Genomic DNA, 12,175 nt, shown 5'->3' with positions numbered 1-12,175 from the left:
TGGTTAGTGTATTCTGTGCGGCTGACAACCAGCCAATTTGGACACGATCCTTGCCGATTCCGGCGGTATTGGGATTGGCGCCTGGCTGGCCCGCCAGCACGCACCTCCGTCACGCTATTGGCGTGGCGTGTGCGTAATCCAAAATACAGAAGAGGGCAAAGCCCTCGGATGGCAAGAGCCGCTTGACCTCAACCTATGTTGAGGTCGTAGCCGTGCCGCCATCCTGACGATGGGACGAGGGAGACGGCCGTGATCGACAGAGTGTTCAAGTGGTTCGAGGATCGGCTTAATCCCTATCCGCTCGGCGAGCCGCAGCAGCCGCCCAAGGGGCTGGTGGCGTTCTGCCTGCACTACTGCAAGGGCGCAAAGCGCTGGCTGATCGCCATGGCGCTGCTCGGCGCCGGCATCGCGCTGGGCGAGATTCTGCTGTTCAGCTTCATGGGTTCGATCATCGATTGGCTCGGCACGGCGGATCGCGCCACCTTCCTCGCCACGGAAGGCTGGAAGCTGATCCTGATGGCGGCGGTGTTGCTCGTCATCCTGCCGTCGCTGCAGATCTTCGACACGCTGATCATCCACCAGACCCTGATCGGCAACCTGCCGCAGCGCATCCGCTGGATGGCGCATCGCTACCTGCTGCGCCAGTCGATGAGCTATTTCCAGGACGAGTTTGCCGGCCGCATCGGCGCCAAGCTGATGCAGACCTCGCTGGCCGTGCGCGAAGTGGTGATGAAGCTGCTCGACGTCACGGTGTTCGTGGTCGTCTATTTCGCCGGCGCCGTGGTGCTGGCGGCGATGAGCGATCTGTGGCTGGCCGTGCCGTTCCTGGTGTGGCTCGCCATCTACGTTTCACTGCTCTGCTACTATGTCCCCAAGCTCGGCAAGGTCGCCGAGGCGCAGGCCGATGCGCGCTCGCTGATGACCGGGCGCATCGTCGACAGCTACACCAACATCGCGACAGTGAAGCTGTTCTCGCACTCGCACCGCGAGGAAGCCTATGCGCACGAGGCCATGGATCAGTTCATGGGCACCGTGCACAAGCAGATGCGGATGTTCGCGCTCTTACAGATCGTCATCCCGCTGATGAACAACCTGCTGCTGTTCGCGGTCATGGCGGTCGGCATCAACCAGTGGCTGAACGGCTCGATGACCCCGGGTGCGATTGCCGTAGCCACGGCGCTGGTGCTGCGCTTCCAGGGCATGAGCCAGTGGGTGATGTGGGAGATGTCGCAGCTGTTCGAGAATATCGGCATCGTCCGCGACGGCATCAACTCGATCTCGCTGCCGCGCGTCGTCGCCGACCAGCCTGGCGCCAAGCCGATCGGCCCGGTGAAGGGCGACGTGCGCTTCGATGACGTCGGGTTCCATTACGGCAAGACGTCCGGGGTCATCGATCACCTCGATCTGGCGATCAAGCCGGGCGAGAAGATCGGTCTCGTCGGTCGCTCTGGCGCCGGCAAATCGACCATCGTCAACCTGCTGCTGCGCTTCTACGACCGCGAGAGCGGCAGGATCACCATCGACGGCATCGACATCGCCACCGTGCAGCAGGATACGCTGCGCGAGCAGATTGGTGTCGTGACGCAGGATACTTCGCTGCTGCATCGCTCGGTGCGCGAGAACATCCTCTATGGCCGCCCCGACGCGACCGAGGCGGAGATGCTTGCCGCCGCGCGCCTCGCCGAGGCCGACGTGTTCATCGACGGGCTGGTCGATTTCAAGGGCCGCAAGGGCTACGACGCCCATGTCGGCGAGCGCGGCGTGAAGCTCTCAGGCGGACAGCGTCAGCGCATTGCCATCGCGCGGGTGCTGCTCAAGAACGCGCCCATCCTGGTGCTCGACGAAGCCACCTCGGCCCTCGACAGCGAGGTCGAGGCGGCGATCCAGGGGCAGTTGCAGCTCTTGATGCAGAACAAGACGGTGATCGCCATCGCGCACCGGCTCTCGACCATCGCCATGATGGATCGGTTGGTGGTGCTGGAGCAGGGCAAGATCGTCGAGCAGGGGACGCATGCCGAGTTGATCGCGCTGGGCGGCGTCTACGCCAAGCTCTGGGCCCGCCAGTCCGGCGGGTTCCTGGAGATGGACGTGCAGGAGGAGGCGGCCGAGTGAGGAATGAGAGTCTAGGGCACTTGGCCTCCCCCCTCCCAACCTCCCCCGCAAGGGGGGGAGGTGCTGCATCGCGTTTTCGGCCGGATCGTGCCCGACACACCGGCCGGCACCCTCCCCCTCGGGGCGGCCTCTTGTCGTCCCCTCGCGGGGAGGGTTGGGGAGGGGGGCGCCACGCGCGCCGCCTTCTAGCCAGATTACAAATTTCAACCACCCCAAGGAGGGGACAAATGGAAACTCGCAATCAACCCGGATTCATCGACCTCAGCGCGGGCCCCAACGCCAGCCGGTCCAAAGTGAAGCGAAAACAATCCGTTAGAGCCCTGACCTGACCCGGATAGTCAGTTACCGGGCTCGGAAAATGAGTTCAAAATGCTCAACCGAGTCATTGCCTGGTTCGATGCCCGCTACTCTCCGGTAGCGCTGGCCAAGGACACCCAACCCCCGATGGGGGTCACCAAGTTCACAATGTATTTCGTCAACCAGTTCCGCGGCGCGTTCCTGCTCCGCATGGTGCTGGTGGCCGTCGGCTCGATTGCCGATGCGATGATGCCGATCTTCGTCGGCGTCGTGGTCGGTTTGCTCGCCACCACCCCGCCGGGGCAGATGTTCGAGCTGCACTGGCAGACCTTCGTGTGGATGATCCTCGTGATCGCCGTGGTCCGCCCGATCACCTTCCTGCTCGATACGCTGGTGCGTAACCACTCGATCGTACCGAACCTCGTCGACATCGTCCGCTGGCAGAGCCATTGGCACGTCATCCGGCAGACCTGGAGCTACTTCCAGAACGACTTCGCCGGCCGCATTGCCAACAAGATCATGCAGGCCGGGGAATCGATCGAAACCTCCGTCAACATGACCATCGACGCCGTGTGGTACGCCGGCATCTTCGTAATCGTGGCGGTGGTGGTGCTGGCGCGGCTCGACTGGGTGCTGCTGGTGCCGATTGCTGTCTGGCTGGTGCTCTACGGCATCCTGTTCACCATCGTCATGCCGCTGATCGCCAAGTATTCCGAGGATCTGTCTGAAGCCAAGTCGGTGATGACCGGGCGCGTCGTCGACAGCTACACCAACATCCACACGCTGAAGACGTTTTCGACCGATGGGCACGAGGACGCCTACGTGGCGGACTCGGTGAACGAGCACGCGGCCGAGTTCCGCAAGCTCATGCGGGTGTTCACCTACATGTGGTCGACCCTGTTCCTGCTCAACGCGGGCCTCGTGATCTCGATCGCCTGGATCGCGCTCGGCAGCTGGAACGCCGGCACGCTGAACGCCGCCGCGGTGGCGACCGCCATCCCGTTCGCGCTGCAAATCATGAACATGAGCGGCTGGATCCTCGATGTCGGCTCCAACATCTTCCGCCAGATCGGCACCACGCGGGACTCGATGATCACCATCGCCCAGCCGATCACCATGCTCGACAAGCCTGAGGCCAAAAGCCTGGTGGTGAAGGAAGGCGGCATCGCCTTCGACAACGTCACCTTCAACTACTGGCGCGGCAAGGAAGGCACTGTGATGGAGGGGTTCAACCTCACCATCAAACCGGGCGAGAAGGTGGGTCTGGTCGGTCGTTCCGGCGCCGGCAAGTCGACGCTGGTCAACCTGATGCTGCGTCTGTTCGACGTGGAGTCCGGGTCGATCCGCATCGACGGGCAGGATGTTCGCGACGTGACGCAGGAAAGCGTGCGCGCCGCAATCGGTCTCGTCAGCCAGGACACCTCGCTGCTGCACCGTTCTGTGCGTGAGAACATCAAGTACGGCCGCCAGACGGCGACCGACGATGAGATGATCCGCGCCGCCGAGCAGGCCAAGGTGGCCGAGGTGATTGCCGGGCTGGTGGACCCCAAGCAACGGCGGGGCTACGACGCCCATGTCGGCGAACGGGGCGTCAAGCTCTCGGGTGGGCAGCGCCAACGCGTCGCCATTGCCCGCGTGCTGCTGAAGAACGCCCCGATCCTGGTGCTCGACGAGGCGACCTCGGCGCTCGACAGCGAGGTCGAGGCGGCGATCCAGGATCAACTGGTGTCGCTGATGCAGGGCAAGACGGTGATCGCCATCGCCCATCGCCTCTCGACCATCGCCGCCATGGACCGCCTGGTGGTGCTGGAGAAGGGCCGTATCGTCGAGGAAGGCACCCACGCCGAACTGCTCGCCAGCGGCGGCCACTACGCCCAGCTCTGGCAACGCCAGTCCGGCGGCTTCCTCGATATGAAAGCCGAGGCGGAAGCTGCGGAATAAGGACAGGGGGCGGGCTTCGGTCCGCCCTTTCGGTTCTTGCACCGCCCCTCCCCCTTGCGGGGAGGGTAGCGAAGCTGAACTTGGCCTCGGCCAAGTTCATAGTGTAGCCAGGGTGGGGGGAGCAGCACGCACGGAGTTTGCGGCTCCCCCCCGCCCTTGATGCCTCCCCGCAACGGGGGAGGGAGACGATGTGGCGCCACGGAGCGTCACCTCCACCTTACCCCGATTTCACGTTCACTTCGTTAGGACTCAAGCTATTGAGGGTTCAGCGAGAACACCCATGACGCTCCTCGAGCCCATTCACCGCTTCTTCGAGCGCTGGACCGACCCGTTCGGGAAGTCCGGCGACCTGCAACCGCCGGCGGTGACCTGGCGGTTTTTCTGGTTCTACATCTCGCAGGCGAAGCTTGCCTTTCTCGCGCTGCTGGTGCTGGGCGGGCTGGTGGCGCTGGTCGAGGCGGCGCTGTTCTACTACGTCGGCCGCATCGTCGATATTCTCGATAGCTCCAGCCAGGCCGAGGGGTGGGGCGGGCTGATCGCCGGGTTCGGGCTGGAGCTGGTCTGGATGCTGGTGGTGACGCTCGGCATCCGGTTCGTCATCACCTGGCTGTCGGCGACGGTCGAAGAGCAGACCGTCAATCTCGGCTTCTACAACCTGGTGCGCTGGCAGGCCTATGCCCATGTGATCCGGCAGAACCTCACCTTCTTCCAGAACGATTTCGCCGGCTCGATTGCCTCGAAGGTCTGGCAGTCGGGCGGCGCGGTGGGCGATTTCATGGTCAGCCTGCTGCAGGTGGTGTGGTTCATCGGCATCTACACGGTGACCACCATCGTGCTGGTCGGCCAGCTCGACTGGCGGCTGGCCGCGGCAGTGCTGTTATGGGTCGCGGCCTTTGCCGGGTTGGCGCGCTACTACGTGCCGCGCATGCGAAAATACTCGGCCGGCGCCGCAGAACAGGCCTCGGTGCTGACCGGACGTATCGTCGACAGCTTTTCCAACATTCAGACGCTGAAACTGTTCGGAACCGCCGAGGCCGATGACAAGTTCGTCAAATCCGGCTTCGAGAGCTTCATTGCCGCGATGACCAGGCTGGCGCGGACGCTGGTCGGCGTACGCACGGCGATGGGCATGCTGTCCGGCATCGCCATCGCCGGGATCGCGGCGCTGTCGGTGCATCTGTGGACCGAGGGGCTGGTGAGCGTCGGCGGCGTGGCCTTCACCACCGGGCTGGTGCTGCGGCTTTACAACCTCCTCGGCCGGCTGATGAACCAGCTCAATGGCCTGATGCGCAACTATGGTACGGCGCAGAACTCGGCCGAGCTGATCGCCCGGCCGCTCGGACTGGTCGATGCGCCCGATGCCAAACCACTGCGGGTGACCGAGGCGGCGATCAGCTTCGACCATGTCAGTTTCAAATACGACAATGCCTTGCCGGTGATCGACAACCTCGAGCTTCACATCAAGGCGGGCGAGCGGGTCGGGCTGATCGGCCGCTCCGGCGCGGGCAAGTCGACCATCGTCAACCTGCTGCTGCGCTTTTACGACGTGCAGGGCGGCACCATCTCGATCGATGGACAGGATATCGCGAGAGTCACCCAGGAGTCGCTGCGCGCCAATATCGGCGTGGTGACGCAGGATACCTCGCTGCTGCACCGCTCGATTCGCGCCAACCTGACCTATGGCCGACCCGATGCCACCGACGACGAGATGTTCGCCGCGGCGGCCTCGGCGGAGGCGGATGATTTCATCGAACAGCTGATCGACCAGAAGGGCCGCACGGCTTACGACGCCTTTGTCGGCGAGCGCGGCGTGAAGCTCTCGGGGGGGCAGCGCCAGCGCGTCGCCATTGCCCGCGTGCTGCTGAAGAACGCCCCGATCCTGGTGCTCGACGAAGCGACCTCCGCCCTCGACAGCGAGGTCGAAGCGGCGATCCAGAGCCAGCTGAAGACGCTGATGCAGGGCAAGACCGTGCTGGCCATCGCCCACCGGCTCTCGACCATCGCCGAGATGGACCGGCTGATCGTGCTCGAACAGGGCCGCATCGTCGAACAGGGTACCCATGCCGAGCTGCTGGCGGCCGGCGGCCACTACGCGACGCTCTGGGCGCGGCAGTCGGGTGGCTTTCTTGATTTGAAGGCGGCGGAGTAGGGGACTACTTACGCACCCGGTAGTGCAGGTGCGTAACGCCTTCGCCGTCGAGCACCCGCAGCCGTTCCAACTGGCGTAGCCCGAAGCCCAGCCCGTCGAACGGGCGCGTGCCTTCGCCGAGCAGGAACCGCACCTGGTGGAGCATCAGCTCGTCAAGCAAGCCGCCCTTCAGCGCCATCGGCACCAGCGTGCCGCCGCCATGCAACATCACATTTCGCTCGCCTGCTGCCGCCTTGGCTTCGCGCATCGCGACACCGAGATCGTCGACATAGTGCACGTTCCGCCACTTGCGCACCCACTCGGGCGCCTCGTGCCGGCTCACGATGAAAATCTCGACGCCGTTGTGATGGTCGCCATTCCAGCCGCCGGCGGGCTCGAACGTATGGCGCCCGGCGACCACCGCACCGGTCGCCATCATCTCGTCCCAGATCTGCCGGTTGACGCCCTTGAGCTGCGCGATCGCGGCATCGAAATCGCCACCTTCGGCATCGCCGAACGCCCAGTCGTGGAGGTGCTGGCCCTCGTCGCCAAGCCCATTGTCCGGCCGGACGTTCGGCCCGGTGATGAAGCCATCCACCGATATCGACATGTACAGCACGCTCGAACCCATCGTCCTTCTCCTCGGTTGGGCGGCGTTGGCCGCTCTCACCATCCCGACGAGTGAACGCAGCCGGGATCGACAGGCTGCTAGGCTATTTCTCGCAGGATCGTCTCGAGGCTCGATTCGAACGCCTCCTCGACGCTGCCGCCGAGGGTGAAGGCGTTGCCGATCTCCATCAGAACGAAGCCGTGCAGGAACGCCACCAGCGTGCGCGACAGCGGCAGGATGCGGGCCTCGGCGATGCCGGCTGCCTTCAGTTCCTCGAACAGCGGTTGCGCCGAGAACAGGCAGGCGGCGCGGATATCGGGGTCGTTGAAGGCGTTACCGCTATAGATCGCCTTGTAGCGGTTGGGCGCAGTACGGCCGAAACGACGATAGGCGGTGGCCATGGTGATCAGCCGCGCCTTGGACGCCACCCCGTTCGTCTCGCGCCGGAGATAGGCTTCGAGCTCGTGCAGGATCCCGATCTCGACCACCTTGAGGATCGCCGCACGATCGGCGAAGTGCTTGTAGAGCGAGGGCGGCTTGATGCCGGCGCTCTGCGCCACCGCCCCCATGGTGAGCGCCTCGGGCCCGGAGCTTTCGACCAGGGCCCGGGCGATGGCCGCCAGTTGCGTGGGCGAGGTCTTAGCGGGCGTCGGCACTGCGTGCGGCCTTCCTGGCGGGGCCGATGAGGCCGAGATGGGTGTGGTGGCCAAGCCCAGGATATTTGAGGCCGTAACCGACCGCTCGGTCCATGCCGATATGGGCGGCCCAGATCAGCGCGACTTCGGTCAGCCAGGAGATCCCGCCGAACCAGCCGACCGCGCCGAGCACGGCGGGGACAGCATAGGTGTGGGCGAGGTTGTAGATTTTCGCCCCCGCGGTCTCGCCCGCATAAAGCCCGAAGAAACTAAGGTCGGGGGCCAGCAGCAGCACGGCGAACAACCACCAGTTGCCGCCGAGGAACCAGTAGGCGGTGACGGCGGCAGTGAGCGCAACCAGCCCTTCGACGCGCAACGTGGTCACGACGGACTTCGGCGGGAAACCGGGGGTGGTCGACATAGCAAACCTCAATGGCTAACGTGCGTAGCTATGATGGCTACATATATTAGCTATGGAAGTCAAGCGTGGCCTATATATGTACCAGTTGGCGCAGTCCATCTCCGCCGTCATTCCCGCGAAGGCAGGAACCTATTGGGATGCCTCACCACAGGTGGAGGGTGAGAGCTATGGGCGGCGTCGCGTGGGCGCCGCCCTTCACGTCACATCGACATCAGCTCGGCGACTTCCACGGAACCGCCGGCGGCATAGATCGGGCAGCCGCGCGCCAGGGAGATCGCATCGTCGAGGCTTTCGGCTTCGAGGATGGAATAGCCGGTCAGCGCATTGCCGTTGGTACTGACCACGCGGCCGTCGGCGCCGATGGTCTTGCTCGGGCCCGCCGGATTGCCCATGTCGGCAACCGCGCCGCCCATGCCCTTGTACCAGGCGACCCATTTCTCCATCGAGCCCTCGAGGTCCGCCGGTGAAGTGGCGGGCGATCCGTGAAAGCCCAGAATGTATTTTGCCATCTCTCTGTTTCCCTGTTTTGCCGCTGCTTGATGCTCACATGCTGGTCGGCAGGTTCAGCGGTTTGCCTGTCTCGAGCAGCGTCTTCAGGCCCGCGACGACCACCGGCCAGCCGGTGTCGATGCCGGCATTGGCCTTCTCGTAGTCGTGGTGGGTGATGGTGAACTTGACGACCTCGCCCATCGGCTCGATCGCGAAGGTGACGAGGGTTGGCTGCGAGTTCTCGGCCCAGCTCGGAATGAAGCTCGAGACGATCTTTTTCAGCGGTTCGATCTCGATCACTTCGCCGTCGAGCATCACCTGCCCGTCGCCGGTGAGGTAGCGGAACGGCCCGCCTTGCTTGAGTTCGCTGTCGATCCGAGTGCCATAGTAGTAGAGCGCCGTCAGTTCGGGCTTGGTGAGCGCGTCCCACAGTGCCTGCGGCGTGGTCTGGATATAGGTCTCGAGCACGAAATTCGGTTTGTCGGCCATCGGTACTGAACTCTCCAACTGGGTCTTCAAATCGAGTGCGAAGCGCGTGAACGGCTTCTGGTAGGGCGCGATCCACCGATCCGCGACTTCCTGGATCGGGGAGGCGTTGAGGTAGTGGTACTTGAACCGCCCCTCCTTGCGGCTCGTCACCAGCTTCGCCTCTTCGAGCACCTTGAGGTGCTTCATCACCCCAAATCGGGTCATCCCGAGCCCGCTCTCGAGCTCGGTCAGGGTCTGTCCGGCCTTGTCGCGCAAGCTGTCGAGCAACTGCCTTCGGGTCGGATCGGCCAGGGCTTTGAAGACGGCATCCACGGTCATCACAATAGGTGACTAAATGGTCACGTGTCAAGGGTGGGAGGTTGCCGGAGCGACGGGGAGGGGATTGGCAGCTGGAATGGCAGCGGCTACATCAGTCGCCTGCCGGCGGTGCAATCGATTGCGCGCCGGGCATCGATCGGAGGAACTCCCCACATGGCGAAGACCAAAACCGCGGCCGAGCCCGCCAAGTCCTCGGCTGCGCCGGCCAAGTCCGACTACAGCGAACTCAATCTCGCGGGCCAGTTCCAGCTGACTTCGCCGAAGTCGAAGATCAAGGCGCCAATCGCGCTGCCCGGCGACGTGCACACGGCGCTGCTCGACGCCAAGGAAATCCCGGACCCGTATTTCGGCCAGAACGAAGTCGACGTCATGTGGGTCAACAAGACCCCGTGGACGGTAGAGCGGAAGTTCGAGGCGAGCGCCGCCGATATCGACGGCTACCTGACGCTGACGCTCGAAAACGTCGACACCATCGCCACGGTGATCCTCAACGGCGAGGCGATCGCCGAGACGCAGAACCAGTTCATCCGCTACGACATAGACGTCACCGGCAAGATCAAGGCCGGCACCAACACGCTGCGCATCGAGTTCGCGGTGACCCGCGATGTGGCCAAGGCCCGCTCCGACGCCCACCCGTTCCCGATCCCCTTCACCTACAACTATCTCTCGAACGGCCTCGAAGGCGTGCACATGAACTTCGTGCGCAAGGCCGCCTGCCACGCCGGCTGGGACTGGGGCATCTGCCTGATGCCGACAGGCGTCTATGGCAAGATGGCGATCCGCCGCTCGCGCCTCGCCCGCCAGGAGAGCGTCACCGTCGAGCAGGCGCATGGCAAGAAGTCGGTCGAACTCTCGATCACGACTCGCGTTTTCGCTTTCGCTGAAGGCTCGGTCGAGCTGACGCACGAGGTCGACGGCCAAAAGCTCGCCGACAAGGTGGTGGTGCGGCCGGGCGAGAACGTCTTCACCCACAATGTCACCATCAAGAACCCAAAGCTCTGGTGGCCGAACGGGCAGGGCGAGCAGCCGCTCTATGAGCTCTGGACCACGCTCGACGGCGAGGTGACGAAGCGCAAGCTCGGCTTGCGCAAGCTCGAATGGCTGGTCGAAAAGGACGAGATCGACCACAGCTTCAAGGTACGGATCAACGGCCGCGACATCTCGATGTTCGGGGCAAACTGGATCCCCGCCGACGCCATCCCGTCGCGCATCACCCCCGACACGGTTCGCGACCTGCTCGAAAGCGCCCGGGCAGTGAACATGAACATGCTGCGCATCTGGGGCGGCGGGCAGTACGAGCCCGACTATTTCTACGAGATGTGCGACGAGCTCGGCATCCTCATCTGGCACGACTTCATGTTCGCCTGCATGAGCTACCCCAGTGATCGCGCCTTCCTCGCCGACGTGCGCACCGAGATCACCCAGCAGATCCGCCGCCTCAGCCACCATGCCTCGATCGCGCTCTGGTGCGGCGACAACGAAGTGATCGGTTCGCTGCACTGGTACCCCGAGACCAAGGCGGCGCCGGAACGCTACGTCGCCAATTACGACCGGCTCAACTCGATGCTCGGCTATATCGTCGAGGACGAGGATCCGACCCGCCGCTTCTGGCCGTCCTCGCCATCCCTCGGCTACATGGATTATTCCGATGGCTGGCTGATGGATACGCGCGGCGACACCCACTATTGGAGCGTCTGGCACTCGGCCAAGGATTTCTCCGCCTATCGCGAGGTGAACCCGCGCTTCGCCTCGGAGTTCGGCTTCCAGAGCTTCACCTCGATGAACGTCATCGAGAGCTTCACCAAGCCCGAGGATCGCAACCCGACCTCGCCGGTGATGGAAGCGCACCAGCGCAATACCGGCGGCAACTCGCGCATTCTCGAGACCATGACGCGCTACTTCCGCTTCCCCTCGGGCTTCGAGAACATGGTGTTCCTGAGCCAGATCCAGCAGGGCCTCGCCATCAAGACCGCCATCGAATACTGGCGTTCGACCAAGCCGCGCTGCATGGGCACGCTCTACTGGCAGATCAACGACGTCTACCCCGTCGCCAGCTGGTCGAGCCTCGACTATGGCGGGCAGTGGAAGCTGCTGCACTACATGGCGAAGCGCTTCTATAACCCGATCAACGTCGTGGCCGTGCCGGACGGCGACACCATCCTCCTCAAAGCCATCAACGATACCGCCGAAAAGGCTGAAATCGCTCTGGAAGTCCACGCGGTGGATGCCAACGGCAAGGCCCGCGTCATCGCCACGGCGAAGGTGAAGTGCAACCCCGACAAGGCGGTGGTGGCGACCAAGCTGAAGCTGAGCGATCTGGGGCCCAACGAGTTCCTGTTCTTCTCCTGGATCGCCGAGGACGGCAAGCTGCTGGGCGAGAACGACTACTTCCCCAAAGCCTACAAGGCCTACGAGCTTGGCGAAGCCAAGGTGAAGGCGAGCTGGTCGGGCGGCGACAAGGCGCCGGTGCTGACGCTGACCGCCGACAAGCCGGCGGTGTTCGTCACCGCCACGGTCGATGTGCCCGGCTACTTCTCGGATAACGCCGTAACGCTGTTGCCGGGGCGGGAGGTGAAGTTGAGCTTCACGCCGCGCAAAGGGGCAGTGGTGACGAAGGATGCGCTGGCAAGCAGCCTCAAGGTTGGGCATCTGCGGCAGACATACTAGGCCATACTGATAGAGACGGCCCCCTCCCATCCTCCCCCATGATGGGGGAGGTGAAGAGTCGAGGCCGC

General features: G+C 63.9%; 9 protein-coding genes. 4 read left to right on the top strand and 5 right to left on the bottom strand.

What is annotated here, in order from left to right; translation table 11 throughout:
- Positions 1–261 precede the first annotated feature (261 nt).
- The 3 genes from AC1ROK_RS22465 to AC1ROK_RS22455 all read left to right on the top strand — a co-directional run bounded on the left by AC1ROK_RS22465 (position 262) and on the right by AC1ROK_RS22455 (position 6,499).
- The gene (locus tag AC1ROK_RS22465) at positions 262–2,112 is read left to right on the top strand and encodes an ABC transporter ATP-binding protein (RefSeq protein ID WP_492851323.1); all 1,851 of its coding nucleotides are present in this window, start codon (positions 262–264) and stop codon (positions 2,110–2,112) included.
- A 369-nt stretch (positions 2,113–2,481) separates the two neighbouring features.
- A complete protein-coding gene (locus AC1ROK_RS22460) occupies positions 2,482–4,350 on the top strand; it encodes an ABC transporter ATP-binding protein (RefSeq protein ID WP_492851065.1) in 1,869 nt (622 codons plus the stop codon).
- Between the two features lie 280 nt (positions 4,351–4,630).
- The gene (locus AC1ROK_RS22455) at positions 4,631–6,499 is read left to right on the top strand and encodes an ABC transporter ATP-binding protein (RefSeq protein ID WP_492851064.1); all 1,869 of its coding nucleotides are present in this window, start codon (positions 4,631–4,633) and stop codon (positions 6,497–6,499) included.
- A gap of 4 nt (positions 6,500–6,503) precedes the next feature.
- Here AC1ROK_RS22455 and AC1ROK_RS22450 read toward each other — a convergent pair whose 3' ends face one another.
- From AC1ROK_RS22450 to AC1ROK_RS22430, 5 genes are all read right to left on the bottom strand, one after another.
- Positions 6,504–7,109 carry a dihydrofolate reductase family protein gene (locus AC1ROK_RS22450; RefSeq protein WP_492851063.1) on the bottom strand — a complete coding sequence of 202 codons (606 nt, stop codon included), beginning with the start codon at positions 7,107–7,109 and terminating at the stop codon, positions 6,504–6,506.
- Positions 7,110–7,186: 77 nt separating this feature from the next.
- Entirely contained in the window at positions 7,187–7,744 is a 558-nt protein-coding gene (locus tag AC1ROK_RS22445) for a TetR/AcrR family transcriptional regulator (RefSeq protein WP_492851062.1), read from the bottom strand.
- Positions 7,728–8,144, bottom strand: a complete 417-nt coding sequence (locus AC1ROK_RS22440) for a DUF4260 domain-containing protein (RefSeq protein WP_492851061.1) — start codon at positions 8,142–8,144, stop codon at positions 7,728–7,730. Before AC1ROK_RS22440 ends, AC1ROK_RS22445 begins: the two co-directional genes overlap by 17 nt.
- Positions 8,145–8,344: 200 nt before the next feature.
- Positions 8,345–8,653 (bottom strand): YciI family protein, encoded by a 309-nt coding sequence (locus AC1ROK_RS22435; protein WP_492851060.1) that lies wholly within the window; start codon positions 8,651–8,653, stop codon positions 8,345–8,347.
- Between the two features lie 34 nt (positions 8,654–8,687).
- Positions 8,688–9,434, bottom strand: coding sequence for an ArsR/SmtB family transcription factor (locus AC1ROK_RS22430; RefSeq protein WP_492851059.1), 747 nt, complete (start codon positions 9,432–9,434; stop codon positions 8,688–8,690).
- A gap of 159 nt (positions 9,435–9,593) precedes the next feature.
- Here AC1ROK_RS22430 and AC1ROK_RS22425 point away from each other — a divergent pair, with 159 nt between their 5' ends.
- The gene (locus AC1ROK_RS22425; RefSeq protein WP_492851057.1) at positions 9,594–12,107 is read left to right on the top strand and encodes a beta-mannosidase; all 2,514 of its coding nucleotides are present in this window, start codon (positions 9,594–9,596) and stop codon (positions 12,105–12,107) included.
- Positions 12,108–12,175 lie beyond the last annotated feature (68 nt).

Source organism: Devosia sp. GW821-FHT12F11 (genome assembly GCF_058806655.1).
This window is presented reverse-complemented; position numbering and strand designations above follow the sequence as displayed.

Excerpts from the sequence above, each read along its gene's own strand:
- AC1ROK_RS22440 (WP_492851061.1), bottom strand. The coding sequence starts at position 8,144 with ATGTCGACCACCCCCGGTTTCCCGCCGAAGTCCGTCGTGACCACGTTG.
- AC1ROK_RS22450 (WP_492851063.1), bottom strand. The coding sequence starts at position 7,109 with ATGGGTTCGAGCGTGCTGTACATGTCGATATCGGTGGATGGCTTCATC.
- AC1ROK_RS22435 (WP_492851060.1), bottom strand. The coding sequence starts at position 8,653 with ATGGCAAAATACATTCTGGGCTTTCACGGATCGCCCGCCACTTCACCG.
- AC1ROK_RS22455 (WP_492851064.1), top strand. The coding sequence starts at position 4,631 with ATGACGCTCCTCGAGCCCATTCACCGCTTCTTCGAGCGCTGGACCGAC.
- AC1ROK_RS22425 (WP_492851057.1), top strand. The coding sequence starts at position 9,594 with ATGGCGAAGACCAAAACCGCGGCCGAGCCCGCCAAGTCCTCGGCTGCG.
- AC1ROK_RS22460 (WP_492851065.1), top strand. The coding sequence starts at position 2,482 with ATGCTCAACCGAGTCATTGCCTGGTTCGATGCCCGCTACTCTCCGGTA.